Genomic DNA, 19453 nt, shown 5'->3' with positions numbered 1-19453 from the left:
CGCTCAGGCCGACGGCTTGGTGAAACCGCCGGACTCTCGGATGATGTCGTCGATCGTCAGCGCCTCGCCGTCTGGGTCCGGATCAGCCGCAGGCGGGCGGGGCGATGGGGCAGGGGCCGCGGCGACGGGCTGCGGGGCGAATGACGCGCTCCGCGTCGCCTCGGGTGCGGGCGCCGGCGCGGCCGGAGCAGCGGTCGACGAGCGGAGCGGCCCCGCCGTCGCGGAAGCCTGCGGCTTCGGCTGCTTCGGGGTTTGCGCCGGCTTCGCGGACTTGGCCTTCTTGGGCGTCTTGCCGGACTTGACGTTCTTGGAGTCGTCGACGTACCCATAGGCGACGTACCCGTAGCCGTACGCATACGAGTCGGGACCGCGCGTCGGTACCATGGTCATCGCGACGCCGGCTACGTGGGCGCCAACGGTCTCAAGGGCATCGAGCGCGCCCGCCAGCTGCTGACGGTTGGTCTTGCCAGCGGCCACGATCACGATGGCGCCGCCCGTCGCCTTCGCAAGGATCGCGCCATCCGTCACAGGAAGAAGCGGGGGAGCATCGCACAGCACGACGTCGAAGTCGCGCTCGAGCACCTCGAGAAGGGCGCGCATACGCTCCGAGCCGAGCAGCTCGCTGGGATTCGGCGGAATCTTGCCGGCGGGCAGCACGTACAGCTGGCGGCCACCCCACGGGAGCATGACATCGCCGATGCGCGTGCGGCCGATGAGCACATCCGTCAAGCCCACACCGCCCTCGATGCCGAGGTACTCGGCGACCTTCGGCTTGCGCAGATCGGTGTCAAGCAGTGCGACGCGCTTGCCGGCGTCAGCGAGGGCGATCGCCAGGTTGATCGTGGTGGTGGATTTGCCCTCGGTGGGGACGCTCGACGTGATGACGAAGGACGACTTGTCGCCGAGGTCGAGGAACTGCAGGTTCGTTCGCATCACGCGGAACGACTCGGCGCGAGGGCTGAGGGGGTCGGCGTGCACGATCAAGGGGCGCTCGCTAGCCTTCGGGTCGAATGCGATCGTGCCGATGATGGGTCGGTCGGTCAGCTGCTCGACGTCGCGCGGTGTGCGGATGCGTGAATCGAGCACGGCACGCAGCACCGAGATGCCGATGCCGAGTGCAAGACCGACGAGCGCGCCGATCGCGAGGTTGCGCGGCACGTTCGGGCTCGACGGCTCGAGCGGCGGCAGTGCGTTCTTGACCGGCGACAGCCGTACTGGGCTGGTGGTCGCTCCGTCAGCGCCCTGCACTGACTCGATCTCGGCGACCGCCGCCGTCAGCGACGCGGCGAGCGCGTTGGCGGTCTCGGCTGCACGGACCGGCTCGGTGTCGGTCGCGGTGATCGTGATCAGGGTCGTGTTGAGGGCTGCGGATGCCGTCACCTGCGTGGCGAGGCTGCCGGCAGTGGTCTCGAGCTCGAGTTCGGCGATCACTGGATTCATGACGATCGGGGTGGTGACCAGCTGGGCGTAGGTCTGCACCCTTCCCTGCGTGAAGGTCGAGCCTTGCTGAAGCTCCTGAATCGACCCGCCGGACTGCGTCGACACGAAAACCGTGCTCGATGCCTCGTACTCGGGCGTGCGCGTGAGCGACCAAACGGCTGCCACGCCGACGCCGACGAGAGTCGCGACGACGATGATCACCCAGTTCTTGCGCAGGATCCGGATGTAGTCGGTGAGCTCCATGTCCGCCTTTCGGTGGCCCCCGCGGGCGTTGGTTGCGGCTCATTTTGTCACACGCGCCACACGGGATCCCGGCGCCCGCGACTCAGCCGGCTGGTGCGACAGCCAGCGACACCGCGCGGACCACGTGACCGATGGCAGGCGCCAATTGCGAGGCCGACAGCTGATACGTCTGCCACGACCGCCCATAGGGGTCGATCACATCGTCTTGATCGGGACTCGTCGGGGGCATGGTCAGCCCGCGCCGCGCCGCAACTCCTAGGCCCATAGCCCTGACGCGGGCCGCGGCATCCATGCCGCCGTCAGCGGCAGCCGTCTGCAGCTCGTCGTCACTCATAGTTGAGGCGATCCGCGCGAACTCGCGGATCGTGAAAGTCGAGCGCAACCGTGCGGGAGCGAGCTCGGCGACCTCGCGCCGGTGATCGCGCGTCATCGTCAGGATGAGGTCGGGCTGGGAGAGCATCGCGTCGAGCAGGAAGCGGGACCGGTGCGTCGCGGCGACCTCGGCCGGCACGCCGAGGTCGACGGCGAGCCGTACGGCCTCGTCGGTCATCGGCGCGGACGCGAGACCGCGCGTTCCGGCGCTCGCGACAAGGGGGGAATACGGGGCCAAGCGTGCGCGCAGCAAGTGCTCGGCCAAGGGAGACCGGCAGATGTTGCCCGTGCACACCGTGAGGATCTCGAACAAGGGAGCCGTCCTGCGCGTCGGATAACGTGGGCGAGTGCTCGACCAGCCTACTGACCCCGCGACCGGATCAGCCGTGCCTGAGACACACACCGGCCATCGCGCGGGCAGAGTTCGCAAGCGGCGCACCGACTGGCGGCTCGGTGGGCAGACGGTGCGTGCCTGGCGGGAAGGCCTGCTCGCGATCGCCCTCATTTCGCTCGGCGTCACACTGCTCGCGGGAACCTTGATCGACACTTTTTGGGAATCGCCGCTCGCTGCGACAGCCGCCCTCGCCGTGGTCTGGATCGGGATGCTGGTGCCCGTGGTGTGGGCCTTCACCAGGTCTCGGCCGATCGGACTGCTGCGCATTCGCTGGCTCGATCTGCTCTATGGGGTCGCGCTCGCCTTGCTGCTGCGGGCGGTCCAGGGATGGCTCGCCGCAGCACTACGTGGAGACGGCTCGCTGCCATCGGTGACGCTCGTCGACGGCCGCATACCCACCTCGTGGTGGCTGACCGAGGGAGTGGCATCCGTCGTGATCGCGGCTCCGCTCGAGGAGTTCTTCTTCCGTGCCGTCGTGCTCGTCGCGCTGTACACGCTCATGCGCCGACCATTCGGCAAAGTGACCGCCGGTGTCGTGGCCGGTCTCGCCAGCACCGCGATCTTCGTCGCGCTGCACGCGCTGACCGGCGTAGCTCTGCCGGTCGATCAAGCGGTGTCGTTGCTGATGCTCGGGCTGACGTGCTCAGCGCTCGTGTTGCTGACCGGGCGCATCTGGGCGGCCGTTCTTGTACATGCCGTGTACAACGCGACATGGGTCGCGCTCGTCATATTGGGCAGCTTCTGGACTTAAGTCCCCTCATCGGGCCGGGGTTCAAGAAATCTAGGGAAACAGAGCGCTGACGTTTTGCACGGAATCGGTGACTTCAGCTGCCAGAATGCCAGCTCATGCTGGATGGGCACGTGCAGAGTGTCTGGAATGTCCCCCATGTGGGGGACATTCCCGTGAGGTTATGTTTACAGAGCCGTAACTGGCCCCGCCTGGAAATCACCTGAGCGTCTCGTTAGAGTGGCCAAGGTGAGGCAACCCCTCCCTCCGGGGTTCGTCATCACAAGACGCACGCAAGGCACCTCGCCGCGCATCGTTCACTGACTGTCGGGAGTCAACCAAATGTTCAAGAAGGTACTCAGCGTGGTCGGCATTACTGCCGCCCTCGTGTTCGGCTCGGCCGCAGCAGCAACGGCGTACCCCGCCGACGCTCCGGTTGTCGCCTCTGACACCACTCTCACGCCGGGCCAGTCGGTGACCATCACCGCCAACGACCTCGGCGACTACGCCACCGTCACGTTCAGCGCCAACGGGGGCACGCTCGCCTCCATCGTCGCTGCTTCGGGCACCGGCACCTCGGTCGAGAAGACTGTCGTCAACGGCAGCGCTTCGGCGACCTTCACCGCGCCGACCACGGCCGGTTCGTACGTCGTCACCGTCACCGCACCTGGTGGCGAGGTCCTCGGCTCGGTCACCCTCACGGTGGCAGCTGCCGGTGGCGGCACCGGCGGCGGACTGCCCGCAACGGGTGGCTCGGTTCCGGCTGCGATGATCTGGGCCGGTGTCGGCGCCCTCGGCCTCGGCGGTATCGCCGTCGCCGCAGTCGCTGCCCGTCGCCGCGCGGCAGCCAGCAACTGACGAACGACTCCATGATGACCCCGGGCGCGAGCCCGGGGTCATCGTCGTTCTACCGGCGGCCATGGGTCGCCCTCCTGCTCGCCGTTGCGGGCAGCTTCATCGCCGCGCTCGTCGTCGCCGGCTGGCGCGGCGTGGCGGCGGAACCGTGGGTCGCGCGGGCGCTCGACATCGTGGTGCTCTTGTCACCGCTCGTGGCCGCGGCGGTGCTCGCGATCACGCTCGCCGCGTCGCGGGGATTCTTCCGCCGCGTGGTGCTCGGGTGGCGGTGGACCGACGCCGTCTTGGGGTTGGCTGCCGGCCTGATCATGCGTGCGATCATCGAGCTCGTCGCACCGACGAGCGGCACCCTGGTCGGCGGATTCGGCGTCGTGTCGGTGGCTGCCATCGTGGTGTTCGCGATCGGTGCGGTGCTCATCACCCCCGTGGTCGAGGAGCTGTTCTTCCGCGGAGTCGTGCTCGCCGCACTCCTCGACCTGTGCGCGTCGCTCGGCCGGGTCATGGCGGCGGTCGTCGGCATCGCCGTGTCTACTGCGGCCTTCGTCGCGCTGCACGTCTCGCCGCTGGGTGGCAATGTCGCCTGGAGCACGGTGCTCGTCCCGCTTCTCGTGGGCGTGGGGTGCGGCATCCTGTTCGCCCTCACTCGCCGGCTCGCGGCCGGAGTGGTCGCGCATGTCGTGTTCAACGCGATCGGGGTTGCGCTGCTGGTGTGGTGACGGGGGCTCGGGGCGTTTCGTCTCGCTTCGCTCGCTCAACGAGCGGGAGGGGCTGAGGAGCGGGGGCTCGGGGCGTTTCGTCTCGCTTCGCTCGCTCAACGAGCGGGGGTTGCCGCTCAAGGAGCGGTACGAGCTCTCTTGCCCTATAGAGTGGCGGCGGACTGCCGTTACCTTGGGGGGTGCTTCGACATGTCCTTCTTCGGGGTACCACGGTTGCCTCCGGGCATCATCGCTCGGCCGCGCCTGCTGACCGCGCTCGACTCGGCGGCGCCGCTGACCGTGCTGCACGCACCGGCCGGCTACGGCAAGACCGTCGCCCTCGCGCAGTGGGCGACGACGACCGACGAGGACGGCGTGTGGTTGCGGCTGCGCGAAGAGAGCGCCGCGCCGGCCCGGTTCGTCTCGCTGGTGGCGCACGCGCTCGACGACTTCGGCCTGATCGACGAGCGCAACCCGCTCGCCTATGCGGACGCGAGTCTGATGGTCGCGGACCCGTGGGAGCTGCTCGAACGGGGCCTGCGCCGCATCGGCGGCCGGCTCACCATCGTGATCGATCAGAGCGAATACCTCGACGAAAAGACGATCCGCGGCATCCTGCGTCTGCTGGCGGATCTGCCGCAGCTGTCGGTCAAGACGAGCACGCGCACGTCGAACGCCTTCACCGAATCGGGGCTGGCGCTCAGCATCGCGGTGACCCGGATCGGACCCACCGACCTCGAGCTCACGATCGCCGAGACGGCTGCCGTGCTCGGCGTGACCGAGCGGTCGGAGCGCGTGCGCCAGGTGCTCGAGTTCGGCGCAACCCCCGCCGTCGCGCGGGTGGTGGCACTCGATGCCGACCCGCGCACCGAGAACAGCTCCGCCGCGATCGAGGCGCGCATCGAATCCCTGCTGCGGCTGCACGACTCGGCTGTGGACTCACGCTTCGGCGCCTTCATGCAGCGGATCGCCCTGACCGACGCGATCGACACGGACTTCGCCGTCGAGCTGACGGGCGAGCCGGACGCCGCAGCGCTCCTGGATCGGGCCGAGCGCGAGGGACTGGGCATCTGGAACGCCGCCTCGCCCCACGCGTCAGGCATCCGCAGCTTCGAGCTCTCGCCGGTGTTCCGCCGCATCATCGTGCGCTACACGCGGCGAGAGCTGCAGCCGGCGACGCTCCGCGAACTCGAGCTGCGCATCGCGGGCTGGCACCTGGCGGCGCGGCGTCCGTTCCCGGCGATGCGGATCGCGGTCGCCTGGAAGGACTGGGACCTCGCTACCGACATCGTGCGCGAGAGCTGGAACGAGATCATTGGCGGACGTTCCGGATTGGGCTTGCTCTTCGCCGACGTGCCGCTGATGACCCTGCGCAACCTACCGCTGATCAGCATCGTGCTCGCGATCAGCGCCAACGCGAACGGCAACCAGCGCCTGCGAGCCCTCGAGTACTTCGCCCTCGCCGTCTACGGCGCGCGCAGGCAGCGCTCCCGCAGCAGGCCCGCCGATCGCGCGCTGCTGCTCACCATCGAGAGCGCCGCGAATCGCGTGTCGGGCCGAGCCGCGCCGGCGCTGACGGCGGCCGTGGCGGGCCTGGACCTCATGAGAACGATGGGGCCTGCGGAGCGGGATCTGCTCGGCCGCAACGAGCCCACCCTCTACAACCAGCTCGGCACGACCCTACTCTACGCCGGCCGGTCGGCGGATGCGCTCGAGTGCTTCCGCGCGTCCACGGCCGTCAGCGACGCGAAGGGGCTGCTCGCGGGACTGCAGGGCCTCGCCCTGCAGGCAGGCACCCTCGCGGTCCGGGGAGACATGCCCGAAGCGACCACCGTGCTGGCCGACGCGGGCACGCGGGTCTGGCCCGACAGCTGGGTCGACGGCTACCCCGGCAGCCTGGCCGTCGTGGCGCGCGCCTACCTCACGCTGGAACAAGGAAATCCGGATGCCGCCGCCCAGCACCTGGCGACGCTCGAGCGGCACCGCAGCACCATCGAGCACTGGGCCGTGCTGGCCGACCTCGACGCGCTGATCGCGCTTCTCAAGGGAACGCCCGAGACCGCGCAGGTGCACCTGGACACGACGCTGCGCGATCAGAAGGCCCGGCACGCCGTCCACTCCGACATGATCGCGGAGCTGCGGTACACCAGCGCCCTCGTCAAGCTCGCCGGCGGCAACGTCACGGCCGCCGAGGATCTGCTCGCGAAAGCGCCCGACAGCCCGCGCCGTCGGGTCGGCCGTGCCCGGGTCGCCCTGGCGCGCGGAGACCTGGAACGGGCGATGCAGCTGCTCACCGGCTGGGGAGACGAAGACGCGGACGACGCGGTCTCGTCGCGGGTGCGCGGCGAGCAGCTGGCGCTCCTCGCCGGCGCGATCTCACTCGCGCAGGCGTCCGCGCCGCGATCAGAGCGAGCCGACCACGTGCACGTCGCGCTCCGGCGCCTGGCCGCCTTCCTGCAGGACCGAGGTCTGACGCTCCCGGTCATGCTCACGCCGATCGCCGCCGTGGATGCGATGCTGAACGCCGCGATGTCGAGCACCGCGGCCGGCTCCTACGACGACGACTTCATCGATCTGCTGCGCCGGGCCCGAGACACCGGTGTGATCGGGGGCCGGGGCGTACGACCGCGCCTCACCGAGCGCGAGCTGGCGGTCGCCGCGACTCTGGCGCATCACAGCTCGCTCGACGACATCGCCGCGGCGATGTCGGTGTCGCGCAACACGGTCAAGTCGCAGCTGCGCGCGCTCTACCGCAAGCTCGAGGTGGGCAGCCGCGACGAGGCGCTGTCGGTTCTGGCCGCGTGGGAGCTCAGCCCGTCGGCCCACGACCTGCGCTGACCGGCGCCGCCGCGGCATCCGCTCGCTGGCGAAGAATGCCCCGCATCGCCGGGAGCAGGGAGATCGTCGCGAGCGCGACGGCCGCCCCGATGAGGTAGAGCGTGACGTAGTTGTCGATGCCGCCCGAGAACGGATCCACCCCGCCGACGCGCACGAGGCTCGCAGCGACGAGCGGCACGATCAGCTGGGGGAGCGTCTCGGCGATGTTGAGCACCCCGAGGTAGGTGCCGGTGCGCGCCGCCGGCACGCTGCGCATCGCGAGCGCGAAGTTCAGCGCCAGGATCGAGCCCATACCGAGCCCCGCGCACAGCGCCGCCGCCCACAGTGTCACCGGAGTCGTGGCGACTGCCTTGAGCACTCCGGCCGCGGCGAGCAGCACCGCCCCCGCGACGAGCGCCGGGGTGTAGCGGCCGCGGCGCGACGCCCACGCCCCGGCGACCAGGGCGCCCACGACGACTCCGGCGCCGCCGAGCAGGGTCGCGAGCGACGCGGGGGATGCCGCGGCCACGTCGTCGCCGGTCATCCGGTCCGAGACGAGGTAGAGCGTGAACGCCGCGATCAGCGAGAACGCCACACCGACCGCGAACCGCTGCACCCACACCGCGACGAAGGCGGCACCGGGGCGCGGGTTCGGGGCGTGGTCGGGGGAGATGTTGTCGGGAGAGGTGCCGTCGGCGGATGTGTCGGCAGCGGATATGTCATGAGCGGATGCCGGGGCCACAGCATCCGTCGTCCCTTGCCGTTGCGTCAGAGGAGCATCGCGGACGATCACGGCGCACGCGACGGCTGCGAGGATCGCGGCCACCGGCATGACGAACATGACGGTCGAGACCTCGTGAGGCAGCACCGCGATCAGTAGCAGCGGCGGCAGGGTTCCGACGAAGGATGCCGCGGTGAACACCCCGCTCGCCGACGCCCGCTCGCGCTCGGTGACCGAGTCGGCGAGGAGCGCCGACGTGCCGGCGAGCACGGCGTTGTAGGCGGCCTGGGTCGCCATCCACCACACGGTGACCGGACCGAGGTCGGTGGACATCGCGAGCCCGGCCGTCGTGCCGAGCCCGACGATCGCGCCGCCGACGATCCACGGAATGCGGCGCCCGAACCGGCCGCGTGTGCGGTCGGAGAGGGCGCCGAAAAGCGGTGACGCCACCACGGCCACGATCGACCCGAGCGCGACCAGTGTGGCGAGCGTCGACGTGCGCTGGTCGTCGGGCACCGCGGCGGCGACCTTGAGCGGCAGCCCGGCCACGACCGGCGCCGTGAGGGCACCGAGGGCGGTGAGGTTGACGGCGGCGAGCGGAAGGACGACCCGCGCCGGCCACGCGCGGCTCACGAACCGCCCCCGGTGGCGAGCGCCGCGCCGAGCGGTGCGCCGCCGACACGGCCCGGCGGGATGAGGAACGACGCGCTGGCCGTCGCGCGCGTGAAGGCCATGAGGTCGTCCGTCTCGTCGAGGCGATGCTGCGTGCGCACGAACGTCTGCAGGTCGTTCTGGAAGCAGACGAAGAGCAGCCCGTCGTCGCGCTCGGGTCCCGCGTTGCTGAAGGCGTAGCCGCGGCGCAGCATGAGCGGGCTTCCGGTGAACGACGGGTGCGCGGCCCGCGCGTGGGCGCGAGCCGGAATGAGGTACTCGCCCTCGGGGGTCTTGGCGCCGAGGTCGACCTGATCGCCGCGTGAGCCGCCCGAGAGCGGAGCACCGGTGGCGCGCTCGCGGCCGATGACGGCGTCCTGCGCGCCGGGAGCGAGTGCGGCGAACCCGGCGATGTCGAGCCGCAGCCGCCGGATCACCGCCACGGTGCCGCCTGCCGCCGGCCCGGACGGGATCCACACGCTCTCGGCCAGTTCGTCCTCGGTGTGGGGCACGATGATGCCGTCGTGGTAGCCGAGCGGGTTGCGCACGACCGTGCCCGAGCCCGATCCGCGCACCCCCTGCTGGGCCCAGCGTCGGCGAGCGCCAGGGATCGCGGCCAGCACCCGGTCGGCGACGGGATGCAGCGCCGCGGCGTCGCTCGCGTACACCGCGATCAGCAGATCGCCGCCGGTCGCCTCGGCGGCGAGGCCCTGGTCGCTGAGGAACACCGGGAGCTCGTCGGCGCCAGGGAGCGTGGGATCGATGGCCCGCACGAGGCGCGGCCCGAGCCCGACCGTGACGGTGACATCGCCGGGCCCGTCGGGGAGCACGATCGGGTCGAAGCGGTCGGGGTCGGTGCAGGCGTCGACGGCCGCGCCGGCCGCGGCCAGCGCGGCGAGCACGGTCGCAGCATCCGGATTCCCATCCAGGTCGGCGACGACGACCAGACCGTTGCGCTGCGGCGTCGCGGGGCGCGCGATGCCCGCCTGCTGTGCGCCGTGCGCGGGAACGGGGCCGCCTTCGGCGGGGGATGTCGCGCTGGCTGCCGGCTCGGCCGAAGGGGCATGGGCCGTCGACACCGCGACGGCGGTCGCGACGACGCCCAGGCCGAGGCCGCCACCGCCGAGGAGGAGCGCGCGACGGCTGATGCCGCGCGGCGGGGCGGACGCCGGCGACGCGGGTGGCGCGGGCGTGGGCATGGGCGGCTGCTCGTCGTTCATCCGGACGCTCCGTCCGTGCCCTCGGCGTCGGCGAACGGGTCGCCGAGCGTCACGTCGTCAGCCGCGCCGAAGCGGACGGTGGTCCATGCCTCTTCACCGCCCAGCCGCACGTCCAGTCGATGGAGGGTCGCGCGGTCGTCGATCCAGTACCGCACGGTGGCGGCATCCGGATCGGCCGTCTCGCCAGGCTCGAGTGCCTCATCGGACGGGGGGCCGGCGTAGACCGTCAGCTCGGTGCCGTCCACGGTGCGCTCGCCGAGCCACAGCGTGCCGTTCTGCTGCAGCAGGAGCGGGTTCTCGGGCCGGTCGGCGCCGAGCGAGCCGATGGTCGCGAGCACCGTGTCGAGGCGAGAGGCCTGGGGATCGAGGGCGCTGCCCTGCCACGCCGTGGCCAACTGGTCGGTGTCGGGAATGGGCAGGGGAGCGGCATCCGTCGTCGCCGGATGGGTGCCGACGGCCCGGGTGTTCCACAGCACCAGCTCGTCCGCCGCGCCCGCGGTCAGCCCGTAGCCGACGCCGGACTCGTAGTCGAACCAGCCGTCGAACGCCAACTCGGAGTCCGTCTGTGCGAGCTCGAAGGCGACCGTCCGAGTGCCGGCATCGAGGTTGCGCAAGCGCATGGCCGCGAGGGTCTGCGCCTCTTCCGTGGTCAGGGGCCGTGCGTCACCGGCGGGGAAGTCGGCGCCGTCGGCGGGCGCGCAGGCCGCGAGAGACAGCGCCATCACCGCCGCCGCGACCGCCCCCAGAACCCGTATGCCGAAAACGGAATGTGCCCGCGTCACCATCGAGAGCGCTCACCGAGGAAGTCCGCTGGGGGCAGTTCGATCGTTCCGAGATCAAGGGCGGGAAGCACGTCGGGAAGCACGCGGGCCGGCGCTTCGGGATCTTCCATCGACGGCTGCGGCGGCGGAGGCGCGACCTTCATGAAGCTCACGCCGGGCGGCACCTCGGGTGCCGGCAGCGAAGCGGCGTCGGCGGTCGGCTGATCGACGCCCGGTGCGCACGAGGCGAACAGTTCGAGCGGGAGCGTGGACGGCGCCTCGCCCTCGAGGCAGTTGCCGCGCGCCGGCGCCCGCGACGACGACGCGTTGGCGATGCCCACGCCGTTGCCCGCGATCGCGTTACCGCGGAAGAGGTTGTCGAGCGTCGCGAGATCCTCGGTGCTCGAGAGCACCACGCCCGCGCGAGGGTTGCTCTCGATGCGGTTGCGGTCGAACATGTTCGCGGTGCCGCCCGAGATGCCGATGCCCACCCCGAAGCCGCCCTCGGCGTGGGCCGGGGCATCCGTCGCCGTATTGCCCGACACGAGGTTGCCGGTCACCGCGTTGCCGCGCTGCGGCGCGAAGGCCTCCTGGTAGTTCGAGAGGAACGTCATGCCGACGCGGTTGCCGCTGAATCGGTTGCCGGCGACGACGACGCTGTCAGAGGCGTTGGCGTTCTCGAACCCGACGGCGTTGTTCTCGGCGACGTTGCCGGTGACGCGGATGTCGCAGTCACGGCACTGGCCCACGTAGATGCCGCTGTCTGCCGAACCCGACGCGTACGAGTCGCGGATCACGCCGTGCTGGGCGTCGAAGGCGTACAGGCCGTAGAGCCCGTTGTTGTACGCCGTGACATGGTCGATCGCGAAGCGCTGGACCGGCGGGAACTGCTCGGGATCCAGCCGGGAGTAGCCGTCGACGCCGTGCGCCGTGGGTCCGGACTCGTCGTGCATGCCCGTCACCAGCACGCCGTAGAAGGTGGCGCCGGTCACGGTGAGGTTCTCGATGCTCACGCCGTCGGCGACCGCCACCACGCCGTAGGGCCGGATGTTCTCGGCGTCGATGACGGTCTCGTTGCGGTCGAGGCCCCGGAGCGTCACGTCGGCCTTGTCGACCAGCACCTGCTCGGTGTACGTGCCCGGCTCGACGAGGATCAGCCCGCCCTCGGCCACGAGCTCGACCGCGGCCGAGATCGTCTCGGCATCGCCCGGCACCCGCACGGTGGCCGGAGCCGCTGCCGGCTCGGGCGCGCACGCCGCAGCGCCGGCGACGACGGCGGCGGTGAGGGTCACCGTCACCAGGGCGCGCCGAAGCACAGCGGGGGAGGAGGGCATGACGGGATTGTAACCATGCCCGGTGGCCAGGCCCCGGGTTCTGGGCCGTTGATGGAGCACCGTCGACGCCGAGGGTGAAACCGAGGGTGAAATCCGCCCCACCCTGGACGAAGTCGTCGCCCCCGCCGCCAGCATGGCAACACCCGAAGACAGGTCTGTACGTCGTGCCCGACGACCAGACCGCCCGCACACAGGTGTGCACGTCGTGCCCGACGGCAGACACACCACTGTCCGCACGCGTCCGATGCGCCCCCGCGCACCGGACGCGTGCGGACGACTCGGGACGAATTCGCAGCATCAACCAGGGGGACAACACCGCATGAGCACCGCGTTCAGACGCCGGATCACGTCGCAGCCGAACGGCGGCAGGTGGCGCGCGCCACTGGCCGCCCTCACCGCGGCCGCGCTCGCCGTAGGCGGTGTCGTCGTCACGACGGCGCCCGCACACGCCGCGCCCGGACAGGTGACCGGCACGGTCTTCCGCGACTTCAACGCCAACGGCGCGTTCGACAGCGGAGCCGCTGGGCGCAGCGGCGTCGCCAATGACGAGGGCATCGCCGGGGTGACGGTGACCGCGGTCGACGGCAGTGGCGACGTCACGGCGACCGCGCTGACGTCGGCGGACGGGTCGTACCAGCTCGACACGACCGAGCTCGAGGACGGCACCCCGCTGCGCGTGGAGTTCTCGGGGTGGCCCGACGGCTTCGAGCCCTCGGGCACCGCGGCGGGCGACGCGACCAACGGCACCAGCGTCCAGTTCGTCGAGGCCGGCGCCGAAGACGTCGACTTCGCACTGAACGTGCCCCAGGACTACGCGCAGGATGCCGCGCCCCTCGTGACGGCCATCCAGCGCGCCGGCTCACCGCTCGCCTCCGAGGGCGGCACCTCCGCCTCGATCGACGGACCGGCCATCGCCGGTACGCCGTTCGAGCGCAACTACACCGGTGCACAGCCGGGCGGCTTCCCCGATCGCGTGACGCTCGCCACCTTCGGCGAGGTCGGGGCCGTCAACGCGCTCGCCTACCAGCCGGCGAGCGACAGCATCCTCGCCTTCGCCACGTACAAGCGTCAGAGCGGCCTCGGCTCGCTCGGCCTCGGCGGGATCTACCGGGTGAGCGACGTGCTCGACGAGAACGGCGAGCTGTCGGATGCCGGATCCGTCACGCCGTGGCTCGACGTCACCGACCTGGGCATCGACCTGGGCGCGGCGCAGACCAACACTCAGCGCGGCCTGAGCTCACCGACCACGCCGACGCGCGACGCGCACGGCTTCGCCCACACCGGCAAGATCGGCTTCGGCGGCGTGACGCTCAGCCCCGACGGCAACACGCTGTACTTCGTCAACCTGCATGACAAGAAGCTCTACGCGCTGGACGTCTCCGACATCGACGCCCCGCCGACGAGCTACGAGTCGTACGACCTCGGGCTGGGAGTCGGCGAGCGCCCGTGGGCGGTCGAGATCTCCCAGGACCGCGTCTACGTCGGCTACGTCGACAGCGGCGAGACCGACGCCGGTGCGCAGCCCGGGCAGTCGGCCGCGGCGGCCGGTCTGAGCGCCCACGTGCTCGCCGCGCCGATCGATGAGCTCGGCTCCTTCACCGATGTCGCGAGCGTCGGCCTCGGGTACGCCAAGGGCGACGTCTACCAGAACACCCTCGCGCCGCAGTCGCAGCGCTGGAACACCTGGACCGACACCTGGGCGTGGTCGGGTGGCCGCGTCTCGCAGAGCAACGGCGGGTGGCAGATCTACCCGCAGCCCGTGCTGAGCGACTTCTACATCGACGAGGACGGCTACCTCACCGCCGCCTTCACCGACCGCACCGCTCTGCAGGGCGGCAACCGCAACTTGTCGTCGGAGGCGTCGATCGGCGGCATGTACGAGACCGGCTCGAGCGGCGACATCCTGATCGCCGCGCCGGACGGCGACGGCACCTTCACGTTCGAGAACAACGCCGTCGCGGACGACCGCACCGGCACGACCGGTGGCGTCAACGAGGGCCCCGGCGGGCGCGAGTTCTACAACGACCGCATCAACGTCGGCAACGGCAGCACCCACCGCGAGATCGCCCTCGGCAGCGTCGGCGGCCAGCGCGGTACCGGCACCGTCGTGAGCACCACGTACGACCCGCTCACCGGCATCCGCCTCGCCGGCCTCGCCTGGTACGACGTGACCGACGGCCGTGCGGTCGCAGGCTACGAGCTGACCGGCGACGGCGGCGGCACCGCGAGCCCCGACGGCACCTTCCAGAAGGGCGGCGGCCTCGGCTCGGTGTCGCTCCTGGCCCAGCAGGCTCCGGTCGAGATCGGCAACCGCGTGTGGTTCGACGCCGACCAGGACGGCGGGCAGGACGCCGACGAGCCGTCGATCGAAGGCGTCATCGTCGAACTGCACGATGCCGAGGGCAACGTCGTGGCCACGACCACGACCGGCCCCACCGGCGAGTACTACTTCCGCTCCGACGAGGACGGCTTCGAGCCCTCGGGCGACTACACGGTCGTCTTCGTCAAGCCCGAGGACGGCACGCTCGCCCTGCGCGGCCCGAACGCCGACCTCTTCGGCGACGTCGACTGGGCCGACACGGTCTTCACCGAGCAGGGCAGTGGCAGCACCACGACGGATTCCAACGCGGATGCCGGGGGTGAGGCATCCGTCACCGTCACCGGTCCCGGCTACAACGACCACACCATCGACGCCGGCTTCCGCGCCGACGTGGCGTTCACCGTGCAGAAGCTCATCGGTGACGGCGGCGACCCCGCGCCGGCACAGGAGTTCACCATCGGTCTGGCCGCGCGCGACTTCCGGGGCGACCCGCTGCCGCTCAACCCGAGCTCGGTCACGCTGAGCCCGGATGAGACATCACCGCCGATCACCCTGCCCGTCGGGTCGAGCGTGAGCGTGACCGAGGACGGCGAGGGCCTCAAGGACGTCACCATCACCGATCCCGCCGGCGCGGAGCACGACGGGTTCTACCGCCTGCAGGGCACCGGATCGAACTTCGCCTTCCGCGTGACCAACACGCTGTTCTCACCGGGCGCCTTCGAGGTGACCAAGGCCGTCACCGGCGCGTTCGACCTCGACTCGGCCGAGCTGGCGGACGCGACCTTCACCGTCGCGTACACCTACGCGGGCGGCGGCGGTCAGCTGACCCTCGACGCCGGCAACGACTGGACCGCGACTTCGCCCGCCATCCCGTACGGCACCCCTGTCACCCTGAGCGAGCTCTCGATCACCGGGGCCGGCCCCAGCGTCGGCTTCGGCACGCCCAGCTGGAGCACGGGCGACCGCGCCGACGGCACCGCCGTCATCACGATCGGCGACGGCACGACCGCCGACGTGACGCTGACCAACCCGACCACCGAGCTCGCCGGCGGGTTCGCCGTGACGAAGGATGTGACCGGTGAAGGTGCGAGCCGCGTGCCGGCTGCGACCGAGTTCGTCATCGAGTACTCGATCGACGGCGGCACCACCTGGACCGCGCTCGCCGCGGTCAACGACGGCGAGGTCGCGATCGGCCCCGCCGATATCCCGGCCGGCACCGAGGTGCTGCTGCGCGAGCAGGCGCCTGCCGCGCTGCCCGACGTCGAGTGGTCGCCGGCAGTCTTCTCCGGCACGGGCATCGTCGACAACGGCGACGGCACGGCCACGTTGACGATCGTCGACGACGTGGTCGCGGCGGTGCTGCTCGAGAACCCGACCACACCGCTCAACGGCCAGTTCTCGATCGCGAAGGACGTCACCGGCCCCGGCCAGTCGCTCGTCATCGGCGACCCCGAGTTCGTCGTGGACTACACCTCGGCGGCCGGCAACGGCCAGCTGCGCGTCCGTGACGGCCAGACGACGACCTCGCCCGCGCTGCCCGCCGGCACCGTCGTGACCATCACCGAGGTCACTCCCGCGGCCGGCTGGCTGCCCGCCGGCGCCGCGTGGGGCACCCCGGCGCTGCGCATCGACGGGGTCGCGGCATCCAACGGCGCCACTCTCACCATCGGCGACGCGACCGTCGTCGAGGTCGAGATCGTCAACCCGACGACCGTGACGCCGAGCGTTGCGATCAGCAAGGGCGACGGCGACGCGGACGCGGGCACCATTGCACATGAGGCCGACACGGTCGCCGACGGCGAGACGTACGCGCCCGGCGAGACGCGCGACATCGTGATCCGCGTGCAGAACACCGGACCCGAGCCGCTGCGCGAGGTCGCGCTGAGCGACACCACCCTCGCGGGCGGGGTCGTCGAGAACCTCGTCTTCACCTACCCCGACGGCTCCTCCGCCGCGGCCGCGCTCGACGCGGCGACCGGCGAGTGGACCGCGACATGGGCGGCGACCTTCGAGCCGGGCACCGCCACGTGGGCGCCGGGGGATGTCATCGTGGGTGTCGCGACACTGACGATCGACGCGGGGGACGGTGCCCTTCGGAACAGTGCACACCAGAACCTCGCCACCGTCGACGCCGTCGGCGCACTGTCGGGCACGCCCGTCGCGGACGAGAACCCCTACAACGCCTTCACCGGCGGCATCCAGGTCATCAAGTACGACGGCGAGAAGGCCGACCCGCAGGTGACCGACACGGACGGCGAGCCCGTCGTGCCCGCCAAGCCGCTGGCCGATGCCGCACAGGACGCCAACACGCCCGAGACCGCGGTCTCGTACCCGGTGAACACCGAGCGCGCCGTGCGCTGGGTCGTCACCAACACCGGCGACACGTGGCTGACGAACCTGACCCTGGACGACACGACGCTCGCCGGTCCCGCGATCGGCGACGACTGGACGGCCGACCTCAGCCCGCTCGGCGGGCCGGCGGACTATTCGTTCGCCGAGGACGGCCCGTGGCAGGGGCTCTTCGCTCCCGGCGCCTCGTTCTTCGCTGAGGGCACGCTGACCCTGCCCGCCGAGACGCAGCACGCCGACCGGGTCGACGTCGTCGGCACCGTGGTGGTGCCCGCGACCGACGGCGACGGCATCCCGACCGACGAGCCCGCGCTCGATGGCGGCACTCCCGTGCCCGCCACGAACGACGACGGCTCGCCCTTCACCGTGGACGACGACGACCCCTTCCACGCCGAGACCGGCGTCGGCCCGATCGTCGACATCCAGAAGGGTGACGGCACGGCCGGAGACGACGGCGCGCAGATCGTGCACGAGGCCGACACCCTTGCCGACGGCGAGGCGTACCAGCCGGGCGAGACCCGCACGGTCGTGATCGAGGTGACCAACACCGGCGACGAGCCTCTCGTCGACGTGGTGCTCACCGACGCCACGATCTCGGGCGGCACCGTGCAGGGCCTGGGGTGGACGCTGCCCGACGGCACGACGCTCGCGGCCGCGCTCGACGAGGCCACCGGCGTGTGGACCGCGTCGTGGCCCGGCGTGTGGCAGCCGGAAGAGACCATCACCGGTCTCGCGACGCTGACGCTGGGCGCGAGCTCGGCCCCGCACGTCGACCGCGCCGCCGTGACGGCTCGTGGCCAGGCATCCGGGATCCCCGTCGGCGACCAGAACGACTACAACGGGTTCACGGGCGACATCCAGGTCATCAAGTACGACGGCCTGGGACCGGACCCCGTCGTGACCGACGACAACGGATGGGTCATTCCCGAGAAGCCGTTGACGGATGCCGCGCAGGACGCGAACGACATCGACCACGCCGTCGAGTACCCGGTGGGAGTGACCAACCCGGTGCGCTGGGTCGTCACCAACACCGGTGACACGTGGCTGACCGACATCACGCTGACCGACGTCACCGACGCCGGCCCGCAGATCGCCGGCGACTGGACGGCCGACCTGTCGGCGTTCGGCGGACCCGCGGACTACTCGTTCACCGAGTCCGGCCCGTGGCAGGGGCTGCTGCCTCCCGGAGCGTCGTTCTTCGCCGAGGGTCAGCTGACGCTCGAGGCCGAGACGCGTCACGCCGACACCGTCGACGTCGTGGGAACCGTCGTGGTGCCCGCGGTCGGTGATGACGGCACGACGCCGAACGGCGAGCCGCTGCTCGACGGCGCCGAGCCGGTGCGTGCCACCGTGCCCGACCCCGAGAACCCCGAGGAGCGCGTGCCGTTCACCGTGGACGACGACGACCCGTTCCACGCCTGGACCGGCGTCGGACCGTACGTCGACATCGAGAAGGGCGACGGCGAGGGCACCGAGATCGCGCACGACGCCGACACCATGGCCGATGGCGAGCTGTACGAGAACGGCGAGACGCGCACGATCGTGCTGCGCGTGACGAACACCGGTGACGAAGACCTCGCCGATGTCGTCCTGCTCGACGACAACGTCTCGGGCGCGCAGATCGAGTCGCTGGTGTGGACCCTTCCGAACGGAGACGAGCTCGTCGCCGTCCGCGAAGGCGCGGTCTGGTCGGCCGCGTGGGACGACACCTTCACGGGTGACGCCGTGTGGCAGCCGGGCGAGGTCATCACCGGCACGGCAACACTCACGCTCGCCGGCGGTGAGCCGCACGTGGACCGGGCGACCGTCGACGCGCGTGGCGCGGCATCCGGAATCCCCGCCTCCGACACCGACGACTACAACGCGTTCACGTCGGGTGTGCAGGTGATCAAGTACGACGGTGAGAAGGCCGACCCGGCGGTGAAGGATGCCGAGGGCGACTGGATCACCCCCGTGAAGCCGCTCGTGGACGCCGCGCAGGACGCGAACGACCGCGGCCACGCGGTGAAGTACGAGGCCGGCGCCGCCAACACCGTGCGCTGGGTGGTGACGAACACGGGCTCCACGTGGCTCACCGCGATCGACCTCGCCGACGTCACGGGGGAGGGCCCCGCCATCGGCAGGTGGACCGCCGACCTCAGCGCGTTCGGCGGGCCCGCGGCGTACGACTTCGTCGCGAACGGCACATGGCACGGGCTCATCCCCCCGGGAGCCTCGTTCTTCGCCGAGGGCACGCTGACCCTCGCCGACGACCAGCGTCACGCCGACACCGTCACCGTCGAGGTCACCCCGGTCATCCCGGCGGTCGACGAGGCCGGCGTGCCGACGGGTGAGCCGCAGCTCGGCGAGGACGGCACCCCCGTCGTCGTCACCGATGCCGACGGCGCACCCGTACGGCTGACCGACTCCGATCCGTTCCACGCGTGGGCTCCAGGCCCGCTCGCCGCCACCGGCGCGGCGCTCTCGGCCGGCGCGTGGCTACTGGTCGCGATGCTCCTCCTTGTTCTGGGGGCTCTGGGGGTCCTCAGCACTCGTCGCCGGCGCAGCGTCTGAG

The 19453-nt window shown here is 71.1% G+C and carries 11 protein-coding genes; 5 read left to right on the top strand and 6 right to left on the bottom strand.

All coding sequences use genetic code 11. The features are described from left to right. Positions 1 to 3: 3 nt before the first annotated feature. Positions 4 to 1683, bottom strand: coding sequence for a tyrosine-protein kinase domain-containing protein (locus HF576_RS10695; protein WP_168912829.1), 1680 nt, complete (start codon positions 1681 to 1683; stop codon positions 4 to 6). An 82-nt stretch (positions 1684 to 1765) separates the two neighbouring features. Beyond that, the gene (locus HF576_RS10690; RefSeq protein WP_168912828.1) at positions 1766 to 2560 is read right to left on the bottom strand and encodes an arsenate reductase/protein-tyrosine-phosphatase family protein; all 795 of its coding nucleotides are present in this window, start codon (positions 2558 to 2560) and stop codon (positions 1766 to 1768) included. Here HF576_RS10690 and HF576_RS10685 point away from each other — a divergent pair. The 4 genes from HF576_RS10685 (at position 2442) to HF576_RS10670 (ending at position 7564) form a co-directional block, all read left to right on the top strand. Beyond that, complete coding sequence (locus HF576_RS10685; RefSeq protein WP_168912827.1) at positions 2442 to 3200, top strand: CPBP family glutamic-type intramembrane protease; 759 nt, start codon at positions 2442 to 2444, stop codon at positions 3198 to 3200. The two genes, HF576_RS10690 and HF576_RS10685, sit on opposite strands and share 119 nt — an antisense overlap. Positions 3201 to 3539: 339 nt before the next feature. Beyond that, positions 3540 to 4034, top strand: coding sequence for a hypothetical protein (locus HF576_RS10680; RefSeq protein ID WP_168912826.1), 495 nt, complete (start codon positions 3540 to 3542; stop codon positions 4032 to 4034). Between the two features lie 11 nt (positions 4035 to 4045). Further along, positions 4046 to 4747 carry a CPBP family intramembrane glutamic endopeptidase gene (locus tag HF576_RS10675; RefSeq protein WP_168912825.1) on the top strand — a complete coding sequence of 234 codons (702 nt, stop codon included), beginning with the start codon at positions 4046 to 4048 and terminating at the stop codon, positions 4745 to 4747. Between the two features lie 189 nt (positions 4748 to 4936). Continuing rightward, positions 4937 to 7564 (top strand): LuxR C-terminal-related transcriptional regulator, encoded by a 2628-nt coding sequence (locus HF576_RS10670; protein ID WP_168912824.1) that lies wholly within the window; start codon positions 4937 to 4939, stop codon positions 7562 to 7564. On the opposite strand, the gene HF576_RS10665 is transcribed toward HF576_RS10670, so the two are convergent. From HF576_RS10665 to HF576_RS10650, 4 genes are read right to left on the bottom strand one after another with little or no spacing between them, the layout of a single operon-like run. Continuing rightward, positions 7536 to 8897 (bottom strand): MFS transporter, encoded by a 1362-nt coding sequence (locus HF576_RS10665; protein WP_168912823.1) that lies wholly within the window; start codon positions 8895 to 8897, stop codon positions 7536 to 7538. The genes HF576_RS10670 and HF576_RS10665 overlap by 29 nt on opposite strands. Beyond that, complete coding sequence (locus HF576_RS10660) at positions 8894 to 10135, bottom strand: Dyp-type peroxidase (RefSeq protein ID WP_205835173.1); 1242 nt, start codon at positions 10133 to 10135, stop codon at positions 8894 to 8896. Before HF576_RS10660 ends, HF576_RS10665 begins: the two co-directional genes overlap by 4 nt. Then, a complete protein-coding gene (locus HF576_RS10655; RefSeq protein ID WP_168912822.1) occupies positions 10132 to 10857 on the bottom strand; it encodes a hypothetical protein in 726 nt (241 codons plus the stop codon). Before HF576_RS10655 ends, HF576_RS10660 begins: the two co-directional genes overlap by 4 nt. 56 nt (positions 10858 to 10913) lie before the next feature. Further along, on the bottom strand, positions 10914 to 12230 hold the full coding sequence (locus HF576_RS10650; protein WP_168912821.1) for a right-handed parallel beta-helix repeat-containing protein: 1317 nt from the start codon (positions 12228 to 12230) through the stop codon (positions 10914 to 10916). Between the two features lie 319 nt (positions 12231 to 12549). Between HF576_RS10650 and HF576_RS10645 the strand changes: the two genes are divergently transcribed. Next, positions 12550 to 19452 carry an SdrD B-like domain-containing protein gene (locus tag HF576_RS10645; protein ID WP_168912820.1) on the top strand — a complete coding sequence of 2301 codons (6903 nt, stop codon included), beginning with the start codon at positions 12550 to 12552 and terminating at the stop codon, positions 19450 to 19452. The last annotated feature ends 1 nt before the right edge of the window (position 19453 follow it).

The organism is Microbacterium salsuginis (assembly GCF_012524205.1).
Lineage (GTDB): Bacteria > Actinomycetota > Actinomycetes > Actinomycetales > Microbacteriaceae > Microbacterium > Microbacterium salsuginis.
This window is presented reverse-complemented; position numbering and strand designations above follow the sequence as displayed.